The organism is Variovorax endophyticus, assembly GCF_025376855.1.
Lineage (GTDB): Bacteria > Pseudomonadota > Gammaproteobacteria > Burkholderiales > Burkholderiaceae_C > Variovorax.
On sequence record NZ_JAHUTH010000035.1, the window covers coordinates 60,576 to 75,971 of the forward strand.

Consider the following 15,396-nt stretch of genomic DNA (forward strand, 5'->3'; position numbering starts at 1 on the left):
TCTAGAGGTCCTCGATCACCAGCATGCGATAGCGCTGGGCGATCGAGTACGGCACCGTGCGCACCACGTCCATCAGGCGTTCGGCGTCTTCCTGTTCCTCGGTGCGTACCAGCAGCGCCGTGTGGCCCTCGCGCGCGAGCTTGGTGTAGGCGCGCACGGTCGCGCCATCGGTGCCGGCCGAGGGCAGGGGGTTGTCGGCCTCCTTCACGGTCGGGGTGATCTCGGCCAGCACGGTGGCGGGCGGCAGCAGGTAGACGTCGTCGCCGCTCACGCCCTGTTCGATGAGCTGGCGGCCGATCCGGTCGGCGTCCTCCGCGCTCGGGAACATCACCATCGAGTAGCCGGTGGGATAGAACGCGCCGCCGATGCTCGATGTCATCCGCGATTCCAGGCTGAACTGCTTCATTGGGGGGCCTCCTGTGTGTCTTGGCTGGCTGCTGATCCGCTTCGAAACTAGGCCGCGCACCGGCACTCGCATGTAGGAGAAGCCCGGGAGCTGGGAACGGTGGGCGCCAACGCCCGTCGCAGGAGGCCCACAGGGTTTTCGCCGGCGGTGAACGTGATCGAGTACACGCGCGTTGTGACAGGGCGTGTCCACGATCCCGGCGGCGCGCCCCCATCATCGCCAACGCCCACCTTCCAGAGCTTCGCGTGAACACCATCCCCGCCACCCTGTCGCCGTCGCCCCGCAACCTCGCGCTGACCGTCCACGAGCTGGAGCCCGGCGAGTTCTACTGGGTGCTGATGGAGGCGGTCGACGATGCCGCGGGCGAGGGCGCGGTGCATTCCTACCTGCCGCTCGAAGCGGCCATCGAGCCGCACACCAGCTATTCGAACGCGCTGGTGGCCGGCGTCAGCGTGCTGCGCCGGCTGTTCGGCACCGAAGGCCCCGGCCGGCCGCAGGACACCCGCACGCCCGACGAGCCCGCGCGCACCCGCTCCCTATAATTCCCGCCGTTCGGTGCGGCCATTCTTCCGAGGAAGGAAGGACGCACCGGCACCACGGTTCGAAGGTGCCCCGCCAGCCATGCATGCCATGGCCACGGGGTTAAACGGGAAGCAGGTGCGACGCGTCGGTTCACGGATCGACGCCTCCATTCCTGCGCTGCCCCCGCAACGGTCAGCGGATCTGGACGTCCTTACGCCATGCCCCCAGGGCATCGGCAGCCACTGCGCCCCCAAGGCGTGGGAAGGCGAGGGCTTCCGCAACGGCGCTGCAGTATCGACTGCGCGCCGCTGCGCTCCGCGAGCCCGGATACCGGCCTTCGTCACCGCCTCGGACGCTGCGGGAGTGCGTGTCCGGGCCGCCGGCCGGCGAAGCGCTTGCTTTTCCCGCCGCCGGTCCCGGCCATCGATCGACTTCCCGCCGTGTCCACGTTCGGTCAGAGAACCTGCGGGGACGCGGGTCGGAGGAGAAGTCACATGGATCACGCATCGCCGTCGGGCGATCGCACGGGCGCGGCCGGCCGCCGCCCGCACCGCCACCGGGGTCGCCCCGCCGCCCGCCGCCTCGGCGGCATGTCCGCCGCCATCGGCCTCGCCTTCGGCGCCGGCAGCAGCTTCGCGCAGCAGGCCGCCCCCAGCCTGCCGCCGGTGCAGGTCGAGGCCGGTGCCCAGACCGCGCTGTCGCTCGCCGAGCCCACGCAGACCGGCAGCCGCCTCGGCCTCACGCCGCTCGAGACGCCCGCCAGCATCGAGGTGCTGACCGGCGAGACCATCCGCGCGCGCGGCGACGTCTCCGTCATCGAGGCGGCCACCCGCGCCACCGGCATCACGGGTTCGCCCGCGCCGGGCAACGGCAGCACTTCGATGGCCGCGCGCGGCTTCTCGGGCCATGGCTCGGTGATGCAACTGTTCGACGGCACGCGGCTGTTCGCGGGCGCGGGCACCGTCACCTTCCCGTTCGACACCTGGTCGGTCGACCGCATCGAGGTGCTGCGCGGCGCGGCCTCGGTCATGTACGGCGAAGGCGCGATCGGCGGCGCGATCAACGTGGTGCCCAAGAAGCCCACGCGCGGACCGGTCCACAACGAGGCGCTGCTGAGCTACGGCTCCGACGCCACGCGCCAGGCCGCCTTCGGCAGCGGCGGCGCGATCAACGACAAGCTTTCGTACCGCTTCGACATCAGCCACCGCGCCACCCACGGCTTCATGGCGCGCGGCGAGGGCGAGAGCCTGGCCGTCGGTGGTGCGCTGCGGCTGGACGTCTCGCCCGAGCTGCAGTTCACCCTGTCGCACGACGAGGGCCGCCAGTCGCCGCAGCGCTACCAGGGCGTGCCGCTGATCGACGGGCGCCTCGACGGCCGGACCCTGCGCCAGAACTACAACGTCGACGACGCCGAGCTCAAGTACGACGACAAGTGGACCCGCCTCGACGCGCTCTGGACGCCCAGCGATGCCGTCACCGTGCACAACCAGCTCTACCGGCTCGCGAGCCAGCGCCACTGGCGCAACAGCGAGACCTACACCTTCAATGCCGCCACGCGCCGCGTGACGCGCGGCGACTACCTCGAGATCGGCCACGACCAGGAGCAGGTCGGCAACCGCACCGACGCCACCTTCCGGCACGAACTGTTCGGCATGAAGAACCAGGTGCTGGTGGGCTTCGACGTGAACCGCATCGACTTCCTGAACTCGAGCGACTCGCCCTACGGCGGCCGCTCGGTGGTCGACCCCTTCGTCTTCCTGCCCGGCTACTACCAGTCGCCGTCGCCCTACCTGCCGCGCTACCGGACCCGCACCAGCACCTATGCCGTGTTCGCCGAGGACAAGCTGGCCTTCGACGAGCGCTGGTCGCTGGTCACCAGCCTGCGCTGGGACCATGCGAAGGTGGCGCGCACCGACCTGGCCAACGCGGCCAACAGCCTCACGAAGACCTTCGAGTACGCCACCGGCCGCATCGGCGCGGTGTATGCGCCCGATGCCTCGCAGTCCTTCTATGCGCAGCTGGCGCACGCGGCCGATCCGCTGACCTCGCTGATCAGCACCTCGACCACGCAGGCGCCGTTCGACCTCAGCACCGGCAACCAGGTCGAGGTCGGCTACAAGCGCCAGCTGGCCGACAACCGCGGCGCCTGGACCGTGGCGGCCTACCGCATCGAGAAGAAGAAGCTGTTGTCGCGCGACCAGAACAACCCCACCGTCTCGCAGCAGGTCGGCAAGCAGTCGTCCGAGGGCATCGAGGCCACGCTCGACCTCGCGCTGACCCCGACGCTGCGGCTCGAGGCCAATGCGGCCAAGCTGCGCGCGCGCTACGACGACTTCAACGAGGTCGTCAGCGGCCGGCTGGTCTCGCGCGCCGGCAACACGCCGTTCGGCGTGCCCGAGGAAGCGGCCAACGTGTTCCTGCACTGGCATTTCCTGCCGCAGTGGGAGGCCGAGTTCGGTGTGCGCTACGTCGGTTCGCGCCAGGTCGACGCGGCCAACTCGCGCAAGATCGGCTCCTACACCGTGGCCGACGCCTCGGTGAGCTGGCAGGCCAACAAGTCGCTCAAGCTCGCGCTGCGCGGCTACAACCTCGGGGACCGCCGCTATCCGCTGTCGTTCTCGAACAGCGGCAACCAGTGGCTGCTGGGCCGTCCGCGCTCCTTCGAGCTGTCGGCGCTGGTGAACTTCTGAGATGACGCACGCCGCGCGCCGCGCCCGCGCCGACCGCACTGCCTGGCAGCGCGCGTGGCCGCTCGTGCGCCACTGGCTCTACTGGACCCACCGCTGGCTCGGCATCGGCGGCTGCCTGCTGTTCGTCATGTGGTTCGTCTCGGGCGTGGTGATGATGTACGTGGGCTATCCCACGCTCACCGAGGGCGAGCGGCTCGCGGGCCTGCGCGCGCTCGACGTCGGCCAGGCCCGGGTCTCGCCCGTGGCCGCGCTCGAGGCCCTGCCCGAAGCAGCGCGCCAGCAGCCGCCGCGCCGCGTCGCGCTCGAGATGCAGGGCGGCGCGCAGCCGCAGCCGGTGTGGCGCATCGTCGATGCGCGCGGCGGCCGCCATGCGGTGTCGGCGCGCGACGGCCGGCTGCTGGCCGGCACCGACGCCGCGCAGGCCGAGGCGGTGGCGCGCGACTTCTCGGGCCAGCCCGCGGCGCGCTGGGCCGAGACGTTCGAGCGCGACCAGTGGACCGTGCCGCAGGGCCTGAATCCGCTGCGCCCGCTGCACCGCATCGAACTCAACGACGCGGCCGGCACCGAGCTCTACGTGTCGGCGCGCACCGGCGAGGTGGTGCGCGACACCACGCGCTCCGAGCGCTTCTGGAACTGGCTCGGCTCGGTGCCGCACTGGATCTACTTCACGCCGCTGCGCGCCGATCCGCCGCTGTGGCACGACGTGGTGGTGTGGCTCTCGGCCGCCTGCATCGTCTCGGCCGTGACCGGCATCGTGATCGGGATCCTGCGCCTCCGGCTGCGCCGGCGCTTCCGCAACGGGTCCGTCACGCCCTACACCGGCTGGATGGCCTGGCACCACATCGCGGGCCTGGTCGGCGGCTTCTTCGTGCTGACCTGGATCGCGAGCGGCTGGCTTTCGATGAACCCGAACCGCTGGTTCGAGCGCAACCCGGTCGACGCGGCCGCGATGGCGCGCTACACCGGCGGCGAGATATCGACCTTTCCGTGGCCGCCCGCCATGCCGCCGGCGGGCGAGGGCGCCGCTGCACCGCGCGAGGCGCTGTTGCAATGGTTCGACGGCCGGCCTCTGCTGCAGTTGCGCGATGCGCAGGCACGCGTGCGCGTGCTCGATGCCGCGAGCGGCGCGCCGGCCTCGATCGCGCGCGAGGACATCGTGCGCGCGGCCGCCCGGCTGCGCCCCGGCGCCACGGTGAGCCAGGCCGTGCTGCAGACCGCCTACGACTTCCACTGGTACGGCCACCACCGCGAGCGCGTGCTGCCGGTCTGGCGCCTCGAGTTCGACGACCCCGCGCGCACCCGGCTCTACATCGACCCGGCCAACGGCCAGCTGGCCGGCAGCAGCGACCGCAATGCGCGGCTGCGGCGCTGGCTGTTCAACGCGGCCCACAGCCTCGACTTCCCCTGGCTGATCCAGTACCGGCCGGCGTGGGACCTGGTGGTGTGGCTGCTGTCGATCGTCGGCGCCGTGGCCTCGGCCAGCGGCGTGGTGATCGGCTGGCGCCGGCTGCGGCCGCGCACGCGTTCTCCCACCGTGGCGCTCGCGCGTCCATGATCCAATCCACTTTCGCACTGCGGTGCCCTCCAGGAGCTGTTCCATGCACATCGAACCCGGTCTCGTCGACACGACCAAGATCTTTCTCAGCTATGCCACCGGCGCCGCGGCGCTCGCCTACACGGGCAAGGTCGCTTTCGACACCCTGCTGAAGGACGGCCTGGTCGCCCTGGCGCTGCGCTCGGCGATCGCCGTGGCGCTGGTGTTCTGTTTCTTCGAGGTGCTGCCGCACCACCCGGTGGGTGTATCGGAAGTGCACCTGATCCTCGGCACCACCTTGCTGCTGGTGTTCGGGCTCGCGCCCGCGGCCATCGGCCTGGCGGGCGGGCTGCTGGTGCAGGGCCTGTTCTTCGAGCCGCAGGACCTGCCGCAGTACGGCATGAACGTCACGACCCTGCTGGTGCCGCTGTTCGCCACCGCGGTGCTGGCGCGCCGCATCATTCCCGAGAAACTGGCCTATGTGGACATCGGCTACCGCGAGGCCTTCAAGCTGTCGGTGGCCTACCAGGGCGGCATCGTGGTGTGGGTCGGCTTCTGGGCGCTCTACGGCCGCGGCACCGGGCTCGCGAACCTCGGCGAGATCGCCAGCTTCGGCGCCGCCTACATGACGGTGGTGCTGGTCGAGCCGCTGGTCGACCTCGGCGTGCTCGCCGGTGCCAAGGCCTGGCGCCGGCTGCAGGGCTCGGCCTTCGTCGAACGTCGCCTCTACACCGGCGCCTGAAAGAAATCTCCATGACCACCAGCAACGCAAAAATCCCCGTCACCATCGTCACGGGCTTCCTCGGCAGCGGCAAGACCACCTTGATGCGCCACATTCTCGGCAACGCCGAAGGCCGCCGCATCGCGGTGATCGTCAACGAGTTCGGCGAGCTCGGCATCGACGGCGAGATCCTGCGCGGTTGCGGCATCGGCTGCGACGACGAGGGCAACGAGCGCGAGGGCGCGCTCTACGAACTCGCGAACGGCTGCGTCTGCTGCACCGTGCAGGAGGAATTCCTGCCCGTGATGCTGCAGCTCGCCGAGCGCCGCGACCAGCTCGATGCCGTGCTGATCGAGACCTCGGGCCTGGCCCTGCCCAAGCCGCTGGTGCAGGCCTTCCAGTGGCCCGACATCGCCAACGTCTTCACCGTCGACTCGGTCGTGACCGTGGTCGACGGCCCGGCCGCCGCGGCGGGCCAGTTCGCCGAGAACCCGGTGGCGGTCGATGCGCAGCGCCGCTCCGACCCCAACCTCGACCACGAGTCGCCGCTGCACGAGCTGTTCGAGGACCAGCTCTCGGCCGCCGACCTGGTGGTGCTCAACAAGGCCGACCTGCTCGACGAGGCCGCGCGCGCGCGCGTCGAGGCGCTGGTGCGCGAGGAACTGCCGCCCGAGGTCAAGATCGTGACGGCCACCGAGGGCAAGCTGCCGCTCGCGCTGCTGCTGGGCCAGGGCCGCGCGGCCGAGACCACCATCCACCTGCGCGAGAGCCACCACGACCACGAGGAAGACCACGACCACGACGAGTTCGACTCGCTGGTGATCGACCTGCCCGCGATGGACCGCGAGCGGCTGCTGGCCGCGCTGGCCGCGCTGGTCGAGCGCCACACCATCTACCGCGTCAAGGGCTTCGTCGCCGTGCCGGGCAAGCCGATGCGCCTGCTGGTGCAGGGCGTGGGCCGGCGCTTCGACCACCACTTCGATCGCCGCTGGCGCGACGGCGAGGCACCGCGCACGCAACTGGTCTTCATCGGCGAGGACCTGGACGAGGCCGCACTGCGCGAGGTGCTCGAGGGCGCGGCGCTGCCGGCCTGACGATGCATCTGCTGAGCACCCAGCCCGGACGCTTCGTCGAGGACGACCCGGGCGTCGTCACCCGGCTCGACCAGACGCCGGGCGAGATCGTGGTGCTCAGCTCGGCCGACACCACGCTGGCCCTGCTGTCGGCCGCGCGCGGCGCGCTCGCGGCCAGCGATCCCGGCTATCCCTCGCTGCGGCTGGCCAACCTCATGTACCTGCGCCAGCCGGCCTCGTTCGACCTCTATGCCGACGAGGTGCTGCGGCATGCGCGCGTGGTGGTGGTCGACCACCTGGGCGCGGCCTCGGCCTGGCCCTACGGCCTGCAGCAGCTCGAGCAGCTCGCGCGCCGGCACGGCCAGCAGCTCGCGATCTTCTCGGGCGACCTGCAGGAGGACGAGGACCTGCTCGCGCGCAGCACCGCGCCGCGCGCCGTCTGCCACCGGCTGTGGCAGTACCTGCGCGCGGGCGGCCCGGCCAATGCGCTGCAGTTCCTGCGCGCGGTGGCCTTCCATGGCCTGCGCCATGGCGACGAGCCGCTGCCGCCGCGCAGCCTGCCGCAGGTGGCGCTGCACGTGCCGGGGCTGCCCGCCACCTCGGCCGTGCCCGGCATCGACGACCTGCGCGCGCGCTGGCGGCCCGGCGCGCCGGTGGTGGCGCTGGTGTTCTACCGCTCGCACCTGCTGTCGGGCAACACGGCCGCCTTCGACGCGCTGGCCGAGGCGCTGCAGGCCGAGGGCCTGAACCCGCTGCCGCTGGCGCTCGATTCGCTCAAGGACCCGCTGTGCCTGTCGGCGCTGCGCGAACTCTGCGCCACGCACGCGGTGCAGCTGGTGCTCAACACCACCGCCTTCGCGGCGCTGGGGCACGACGCCGGCGAGGGCGGTGAGCTCGCGCTGGCCGGCGACGCGCCCGTGCTGCAGGTGATCGTGAGCGGCGGCAACCGCGAGGACTGGCTGGCCGACAGCCAGGGCCTGCGGCCGCGCGATATCGCGATGCAGGTCGCGCTGCCCGAGATGGACGGCCGCATCGTGACGCGCGCCGTGAGCTTCAAGGGCCTGCTGCATCGCTGCGAGCTGACGCAGACCGAGGTGGTCGGCTACCGCGCCGAGCCCGACCGCGTCGCCTTCGTGGCCGAGCTCGCGCGCCGCTGGTGCCGCCTGCGCAGCCTGCCGGCGGCCGACAAGCGGCTCGCGCTGGTGCTCGCCAACTACCCGGGCAGCGAGGGCCGCATCGGCAGCGGTGTGGGGCTCGACACGCCGGCCTCGGTGATTGCGATCCTAGCAACGCTGCACGCCGAGGGCTATGCGCTCGGCGATCCGAAGGCGCTGCCGGCCGATGGCGACAGCCTGATGCAGACCCTGCAGCAGAGCATCGCCAACGACCCGCGCGAATGGCCCGCGCGGCCCGCCTGGCAGAGCTACGCGCTGGCCGACTACCGCGCGCGGCTGGCCGCGCTGCCCGAAGGCATGGCCGCGGCCATCGACGAACGCTGGGGCCCGCCCGAGCAGGATCCGATGCTGCGCCAGGGCCGCTTCATGATCGCGGGCCTGCGGCTGGGCCGGGTCTTCGTCGGCATCCAGCCCGCGCGCGCGCTGAACCTCTCGGGCTCGCAGGACTATGCGAGCTACCACGACGCCGAGGCCGTGCCGCCGCACGGCTACCTGGCCTTCTACTTCTGGCTGCGCGACGTGTTCGGCATCGACGCGGTGGTGCATGTCGGCAAGCACGGCAACCTCGAATGGCTGCCGGGCAAGAGCATCGCGCTGACGCAGGCCTGCTGGCCCGACGCGGTGCTCGGGCCGCTGCCCAACGTCTATCCCTTCATCGTCAACGACCCGGGCGAGGGCGCGCAGGCCAAACGCCGCACCCAGGCCGTGATCGTGGACCACCTGATGCCACCGCTCACGCGCGCCGAGAACCACGGCCCGATGCAGGACCTCGAGCGCCAGGTCGACGAGTACTACGACGCGCTGCTGGTCGACGCGCGCCGCGCGCGCGTGCTGCGCGCCCAGATCCTCGCGGCCGTGCGCGCCCAGCACCTGGTCGACGAGCTCGATGCGGCGGGCGCCGAGGACGATGCCGTGCTCGCGCGCGTCGATGCCTACCTCTGCGAGCTCAAGGAAACCCAGATCCGCGACGGCCTGCATGTGTTCGGCGCCTCGCCCGAGGGCCGGCTGCGGCGCGACACGCTGCTGGCGCTGGCGCGCTATCCGGCGGGCGATGGCAGCGGCGCCGATGCGGGGTTGCTTGGTGCGCTGTCGCACGACCTGCTGCCCGGCGAGCACTTCGATCCGCTCGACATCGAGCCCGCGAAACCCTGGCAGGGCGCGCGGCCCGCGCTGCTGCAGGCGGTGAGCGACGACCCCTGGCGCCACCAGGGCGACACGCGCGAGCGGCTCGAGCTGCTGGCGACGCGGCTCGTCGAAGCGGGCGAATGCCCGGCCGGCATGCCGCGCACCGCCGCCGTGCTGGGGCGCATCGCCGAGCGCCTCGCGCCCGCGCTCGATGCCTGCGGCGCGCAGGAGCTGCTGCAGCTGTCGCGCGCGCTGCGGGGCCGCTTCGTGCCGCCCGGGCCCAGCGGCTCGCCCTCGCGTGGCCGGCCCGACGTGCTGCCGACCGGGCGCAACTTCTACGCGGTCGACACGCGCGCCATTCCCACCCCCACCGCCTGGATGCTGGGCCTCAAGTCGGCCGCCCAGCTGGTCGAGCGCCACCTGCAGGAGCATGGCGACTATCCCGCGGGCATCGGCCTGTCGGTCTGGGGCACGGCCACCATGCGCACCGGCGGCGACGACCTCGCGCAGGCCTTCGCGCTGATCGGCGTGCGGCCGAAGTGGGCCGCGGGCAGCCAGCGCGTGGTCGACTTCGAGGTGCTGCCCACGGTCGGCCTCGGGCGTCCGCGCATCGACGTCACGCTGCGTATCTCGGGCTTCTTCCGCGATGCCTTCCCGGCCGCGGTGCAGATGTTCGACGCGGCCGTGCAGGCCGTGGCCGCGCAGGAGGACGAGGATGCCGAACGCAACCCGATCCGCGCGCGCATCCTGCGCGAGGCCGCCGCGCTCGAGGCCGGCGGCCTGCCGCCCGAGGCCGCGCGCACCCAGGCCGGCTGGCGCGTGTTCGGTTCGGCGCCGGGCCATTACGGCTCGGGCCTGCAGCCGCTGTTCGACAGCGGCGACTGGCAGAGCGACGACGACCTCGCCGGCGCCTATGTCGGCGGCAGCGCCCATGCCTACGGGCAGGACAGCGAGGGCGTGCCCGCCACCGAGGCGCTGGTGCGGCGCCTCGGCGAAATGAACGTGGTGCTGCAGAACCAGGACAGCCGCGAGCACGACCTGCTCGACTCGAACGACTACTACCAGTTCCAGGGCGGCATGGTCGCCGCCGTGCGCCACCTGAGCGGCAGCCAGCCGGCCATGTACCACGGCGACCATGGCAATCCGCAGGCACCGCGCGTGCGCACGCTCAAGGAGGAGATCGGCCGCGTGGTGCGCGCGCGCGTGGTCAATCCCAAGTGGATCGCGGGCGCGCGCCGCCATGGCTACAAGGGCGCCTTCGAGATGGCGGCCACGGTCGACTACCTGTTCGGCTTCGACGCCACCGCGCGCGTGGTCGGCGACCACCAGTACGCGATGGTGGCCGACGCCTACGTGCTCGACGACGACAACCGCGATTTCGTCGACACGCACAATCCACGCGCGCTGCACGACATGCTGAGCCGCCTGCTCGAGGCGATGCAGCGCGGCCTCTGGCAGTCGCCCGGCGACTACCGCGAACGCATCGAGAACCTGCTGCTCGCGCACGAGCAGCGGATGGAAGGACATACGCGATGACCACCCAAGCCGCGCCGCTGCCGGCGTCGTTCCCCTTTTCCGCCATCGCCGGCCAGCCCCGGCTGCGCGAGGCGCTGCTGCTGGCCGCGGCCGATCCCGCGCTCGGCGGCGTGCTGATCGAGGGCCCGCGCGGCACCGCCAAGACCACGGCCGCGCGCGCGCTGGCCGAGCTGCTGCCCGGCGCGCCCTTCGTCACCCTGCCGCTGGGCGCCAGCCTCGAGCACCTGGTGGGCACGCTCGATCTCGGCCAGGCGCTGGCCGGCCATGCGCTGAAGTTCGCGCCGGGCCTGCTCGCGCGCGCCCATGGCGGCGTGCTCTATGTCGACGAGATCAACCTGCTGCCCGATGCGCTGATCGATTCGCTGCTCGACGCGGCCGCCAGCGGCGTCAACGCGGTCGAGCGCGACGGCATCTCGCACCGCCATGCCGCGCGCTTCGTGCTCGTGGGCACCATGAACCCGGAGGAGGGCAGCCTGCGCCCGCAGCTGCTCGACCGCTTCGGCCTCTGCGTGCAGCTGCGCAACCTCGAGGACCCGTCCGAGCGCCAGGCCGTGGTGCGCGCGCGGCTGGCCTTCGACAGCGATCCCGAGGGCTTTCGCGCGCGGCATGCGGCGGCCGAGGCCGAGCTCGCCGCGTCGCTGCGGCGCTCCCGCGCGGCGCTGGCCGATGCCACCGCGCTGCCGTATGGCGATGCGGTGCATGAGGCCGTGGGCGCGCTGTGCATCGCCGCGCAGGTCGATGGCCTGCGCGCCGACCTCGTGATGCTGCGCGCGGCGCGCGCGCTGGCCGCGCTCGAAGGGGCGGAGGCCATCGGCGAGGAGCATGTGCGGCGCGTGGCCGAGGCCGTGCTGTTGCACCGGCGCAAGCCGGGCGTGGAGGCGACGCCGCCCGCGCAGGCGCCGAGCGCGCCACCGCCATCGGCCGCCGAGGGTGAAAACGCCATCGATGAAGGAGTCGATACCGGCGACGGTGACTGGGGCGCACTGCCCCCCGAGCCCGTCGGCGTCGCCCGCGTCAAGCCGCTGCGTCCGCTGATCCCGGCCGCCTCGCTCGCAAAAAAAGCCTGAGCCTCCGGAACACCGCACCCGCTGGCGCGCGCCAGGGTGACCGGAGGCAGGCGTCATCGGGACCGGGCCGCGAAGCCTGGCATGGCATCGCCGCCGCCGACGCGGCGCTCGACTGGCCGCGCACGCTCGCCGCGCGCGGTGCCGGCCCGCTGCGCCGCGAGCACCTGCGCCGCCGCCCGCGCGAGACGCGAGAGGGCGCGCTGCACTGCTTCCTGCTCGATGCCTCGGCCTCGATGCGCAACGACGGCAGCCTCGCGCGCGCCAAGGGCCTGCTGCTCGCGCTGATGGACGAGGCCTACCGCCGCCGCGACCATGTCGCGCTGCTGTGCTTCGCGGGTTCGATGGTCGAGCTGCGGCTGCCGCCGCGCCGCGCCAGCGCCTGGAACGACGACTGGATCGCGCCCATCGGCGCCGGCGGCGGCACGCCATTGGCGCTGGGCGTGCAGCGCGCCGACGAACTGCTCGAGCGCCATGCCGATCGCCGGCGCTGGCTCTGGCTGCTGACCGATGGCCGCAGCGCCGAGTCGCCCGCGCGGCCCGGGTCGGCCGACGTGGCCTGCGTGGTCGGCTTCGAGACCGCGCGCGTGCCGCTGCATCGCGCGCAGTCGCTGGCCGCGGCGTGGGACGCACGCTACCTCGACGCGGCCGCGTTTGACCCGCGGCAGGCCTAGCGGCTAGGATGCCGACCATGCTCACGCGTCCTTTCCTCCACATCGCCGGCACCTGCTGTCGCGCTCAGCCATGGGGAGATGGCGGCTAGAGCGACTTCGCGCGAACCCGCATGCCCGATGGCCACCCGTTGCAAGACCGGTGGCCTTTTTGTTTTCTGCAACGACCTCGAGAGTCCACACGCATGTCCCTCGTCCTCCACGACACCTGGTCGCGCTCCCTGCGCCCCTTCGTTCCGCTGCGCCCCGGCCCGGTGGGGCTCTACTGCTGCGGTCCCACGGTCTACGACCATGCCCACATCGGCAACCTGCGCACCTACGTGTTCGAGGACCTGCTGCGCCGCGTGCTCGAGTTCGGCGGCCATGAGGTGCGGCACGTGGTCAACATCACCGATGTCGGCCACCTGGTTTCGGACGCCGACGAGGGCGAGGACAAGATGGAGAAGGGCAGCCGGCGCGCGGGCGAATCGGCCTGGGCCATCGCCGAGCGCTTCACCGCGGCCTTCCGCGCCGACTGGCGCGCGCTGAACCTGCGCGAGCCCGCCGAATGGCCGCGCGCCACCGACCACATCCCCGAGCAGCTCGCCTTCATCGCCGAGCTCGAGCGCAAGGGTTTCACCTACCGCACCGCCGACGGCATCTACTTCGACACCTCGAAGCAGGACGACTACGGCCACCTCGCGCGGCTGGACAAGGCCGGCCTGCGCGCGGGCCAGCGCGTGGCGATGGGCGACAAGCGCGCGGCCACCGACTTCGCGCTCTGGAAGTTCAGCCCGCCCGGCGCCCAGCGGCAGATGGAATGGGACAGCCCCTGGGGCCGCGGCTTCCCGGGCTGGCACATCGAGTGCTCGGCCATGTCGGCGCGCTACCTCGGCCCCTGGTTCGACATCCACTGCGGCGGCGAGGACCACATCGGCGTGCACCACAGCAACGAGATCGCGCAGACCCAGGCCTGCCACGGCACGCGGCTCGCCAACTTCTGGCTGCACGGCCATTTCCTCACGCTCGACGACGACGTGAAGATGTCGAAGTCCGACGGCGACTTCGTGCGGCTGCAGACGCTGGTCGACCGCGGCATCGATCCGCTGGCCTACCGCTACCTGTGCCTGGGCGCGCACTACCGCAGCAGCCTGCGCTTCAACGAGGCCGCGATCGCGGGCGCGCAGTCGGCGCTCGACCGCCTGCGCCGCGCCTATGCGGGCTGGCCGGGGGGCGGCATGGCCGATGCGGGCTTCGTCGCGCGCTTTCGCGCCGAGGTCGAGCAGGACCTGAACCTGCCGCGCGGCCTGGCCGTGCTGTGGGAACTGGTGCGCAGCGACCTGCCGGCGCCGACGCGGCGCGCCACGGCCGATGTGTTCGAGGCGGTGCTGGGGTTGGGGCTGGCCGAATGGCGCGAGGAGGGCGACGCGGTGCCCGAGGCGATCGCGGCCCTGGCGCAGGAGCGGCTGGAGGCCCGTGCCGCGGGCGACTGGGCCCGGGCCGACCGGCTGCGCGAGGACTTGCGCGCACAGGGCTGGCAGGTCGAGGACGGCGCGGCCGGGCCCCGGCTCAGCCGTGGACGCGGGTGACAGCAGGCCGGCAGCCGCGGACCGACAATCGCTTCCCATGAACGCCACGCCGCCCACGCCACGCCCGATCCGCACCGCCGCCTCGCTGATCCTGCTGCGCGACGGGCCCGGCGGCCTCGAGGTGCTGATGCTGCGCCGGGCCGACAAGCCCGACGACCAGAACAGCGGTGCCAGCGTGTTCCCGGGCGGCGTGGTCGACGCGCACGACCGCGAGCTGCACACGCGCTGTGCCGGGCTCGACGACGCGGCCGCGAGCGCGCGGCTCGCGCTGCCCGCGGGCGGCCTCGACTACTACGCCGCGGCGGTGCGCGAATGCTTCGAGGAGGCCGGCGTGCTGTTCGCGAACGACGCCGACGGCGCGCTGGTCGCGCTCGATCGCATCGATCCGGAGCGGCTGGCCGCGATGCGCGCCGCCGTGGCCGACAGCACCGAGGCGCTGCTCGCGCTGTGCGACGCCCAGGGTTGGCGCCTCGCGGTCGACCAGTTTGCCTATTTCAGCCACTGGCTCACGCCGCCCGGCATGCCGCGCCGCTTCGACACGCGCTTCTTCGTTGCGGCCATGCCGCCCGGGCAGGAGGTGCAGGTCGACGGCTTCGAGATCGTCGAGCACCGCTGGCTGCCGCCGGCCGAGGCCGCGAGCCCGGCACTCGGGCTCAAGCTGATGAACGTGACGCGGCGCGTGCTGCTGGAGCTCGCGGGCTTCGCCTCGGTGGCCGATTGCCTCGCGCAGGCGCGCGCCCGTGCGCGCGTGCGTCTCAACATGCCGCGGCTGGCCGACGGGCCCGCAGGCCGGCGGCCGGTGAACGTGGACGAGGCGCCTTACGACGAGGTGGCGCTGGTCGATCCCGACGGGCAGGGCGGCGGGCGCTATGCGCACGAGGCGGGGCTTTCGATGCGGCTGTCGGCGCGCGTGTGGCGTGTGACGGGCGGCGATGGAACGCACAGCCATTTCGTCGGAGGCGACGAAGGGTGGGCGCTGATCGATCCGGTGCCTGGCGAGGCGCTGCGCGCCGCGGCGCCCGGGCCGGTGCGCTGGGTGCTGGCCACGCGCGGCGAGGCATCGGCCACCGGCTGGCCCGAGGCACGTGCGGTCGCGCCGAAGACCGGGGAATCGCTGGACCTCGGCGGCGCGACGCTGCGGGTGCTGGACGGCGACGAGGCCGCAGCACGGCGCTTCCTGCTGGTCGAGGAGCGCATGCTGTTCTCGGGCAACGCGCAGGGCGCGGCCGTGGCGTGGCCCGACGATGCGGCGGTCGAATGGATCGCGCCTGCGCGCGGCTTCGTCGTGCGCCACGCGCCCGACTGAGCGCG

Annotated in this window: 11 protein-coding genes and 1 riboswitch; of the genes, 10 read left to right on the forward strand and 1 reads right to left on the reverse strand. The window is 72.6% G+C overall.

Annotated elements, in window-relative coordinates:
- Position 1 precedes the first annotated feature (1 nt).
- On the reverse strand, positions 2–406 hold the full coding sequence (locus tag KV106_RS33700) for a hypothetical protein (protein ID WP_261215894.1): 405 nt from the start codon (positions 404–406) through the stop codon (positions 2–4).
- Between the two features lie 245 nt (positions 407–651).
- On the opposite strand from KV106_RS33700, the gene KV106_RS33705 reads away from it, so the two are divergent.
- From KV106_RS33705 to KV106_RS33750, 10 genes are all read left to right on the forward strand, one after another.
- Positions 652–948, forward strand: coding sequence for a hypothetical protein (locus tag KV106_RS33705; protein ID WP_057597564.1), 297 nt, complete (start codon positions 652–654; stop codon positions 946–948).
- 47 nt (positions 949–995) lie between these two features.
- Positions 996–1,281, forward strand: a riboswitch (cobalamin riboswitch).
- 141 nt (positions 1,282–1,422) lie between these two features.
- Positions 1,423–3,618: a TonB-dependent receptor gene (locus tag KV106_RS33710; RefSeq protein WP_261215902.1), complete on the forward strand. Its 2,196-nt coding sequence runs from the start codon at positions 1,423–1,425 to the stop codon at positions 3,616–3,618.
- Position 3,619: 1 nt separating this feature from the next.
- A complete protein-coding gene (locus KV106_RS33715) occupies positions 3,620–5,173 on the forward strand; it encodes a PepSY domain-containing protein (protein ID WP_261215905.1) in 1,554 nt (517 codons plus the stop codon).
- A 43-nt stretch (positions 5,174–5,216) separates the two neighbouring features.
- A complete protein-coding gene (locus KV106_RS33720; RefSeq protein WP_261215907.1) occupies positions 5,217–5,894 on the forward strand; it encodes an energy-coupling factor ABC transporter permease in 678 nt (225 codons plus the stop codon).
- Between the two features lie 11 nt (positions 5,895–5,905).
- Positions 5,906–6,967: a cobalamin biosynthesis protein CobW gene (cobW, locus tag KV106_RS33725; RefSeq protein WP_261215910.1), complete on the forward strand. Its 1,062-nt coding sequence runs from the start codon at positions 5,906–5,908 to the stop codon at positions 6,965–6,967.
- Between the two features lie 2 nt (positions 6,968–6,969).
- A complete protein-coding gene (cobN, locus tag KV106_RS33730) occupies positions 6,970–10,782 on the forward strand; it encodes a cobaltochelatase subunit CobN (protein ID WP_261215912.1) in 3,813 nt (1,270 codons plus the stop codon).
- Positions 10,779–11,849, forward strand: coding sequence for an ATP-binding protein (locus KV106_RS33735; RefSeq protein WP_261215914.1), 1,071 nt, complete (start codon positions 10,779–10,781; stop codon positions 11,847–11,849). Before cobN ends, KV106_RS33735 begins: the two co-directional genes overlap by 4 nt.
- A gap of 212 nt (positions 11,850–12,061) precedes the next feature.
- Entirely contained in the window at positions 12,062–12,520 is a 459-nt protein-coding gene (locus KV106_RS33740; protein WP_409976587.1) for a vWA domain-containing protein, read from the forward strand.
- A gap of 182 nt (positions 12,521–12,702) precedes the next feature.
- Entirely contained in the window at positions 12,703–14,085 is a 1,383-nt protein-coding gene (gene cysS, locus KV106_RS33745) for a cysteine--tRNA ligase (protein WP_261215916.1), read from the forward strand.
- A gap of 37 nt (positions 14,086–14,122) precedes the next feature.
- Complete coding sequence (locus KV106_RS33750; RefSeq protein WP_261215917.1) at positions 14,123–15,391, forward strand: NUDIX domain-containing protein; 1,269 nt, start codon at positions 14,123–14,125, stop codon at positions 15,389–15,391.
- The last annotated feature ends 5 nt before the right edge of the window (positions 15,392–15,396 follow it).

Excerpts from the sequence above, each read along its gene's own strand:
- KV106_RS33715 (WP_261215905.1), top strand. The coding sequence starts at position 3,620 with ATGACGCACGCCGCGCGCCGCGCCCGCGCCGACCGCACTGCCTGGCAG.
- KV106_RS33750 (WP_261215917.1), top strand. The coding sequence starts at position 14,123 with ATGAACGCCACGCCGCCCACGCCACGCCCGATCCGCACCGCCGCCTCG.
- cobN (WP_261215912.1), top strand. The coding sequence starts at position 6,970 with ATGCATCTGCTGAGCACCCAGCCCGGACGCTTCGTCGAGGACGACCCG.
- KV106_RS33710 (WP_261215902.1), top strand. The coding sequence starts at position 1,423 with ATGGATCACGCATCGCCGTCGGGCGATCGCACGGGCGCGGCCGGCCGC.
- KV106_RS33700 (WP_261215894.1), bottom strand. The coding sequence starts at position 406 with ATGAAGCAGTTCAGCCTGGAATCGCGGATGACATCGAGCATCGGCGGC.
- cobW (WP_261215910.1), top strand. The coding sequence starts at position 5,906 with ATGACCACCAGCAACGCAAAAATCCCCGTCACCATCGTCACGGGCTTC.
- KV106_RS33735 (WP_261215914.1), top strand. The coding sequence starts at position 10,779 with ATGACCACCCAAGCCGCGCCGCTGCCGGCGTCGTTCCCCTTTTCCGCC.
- KV106_RS33720 (WP_261215907.1), top strand. The coding sequence starts at position 5,217 with ATGCACATCGAACCCGGTCTCGTCGACACGACCAAGATCTTTCTCAGC.
- cysS (WP_261215916.1), top strand. The coding sequence starts at position 12,703 with ATGTCCCTCGTCCTCCACGACACCTGGTCGCGCTCCCTGCGCCCCTTC.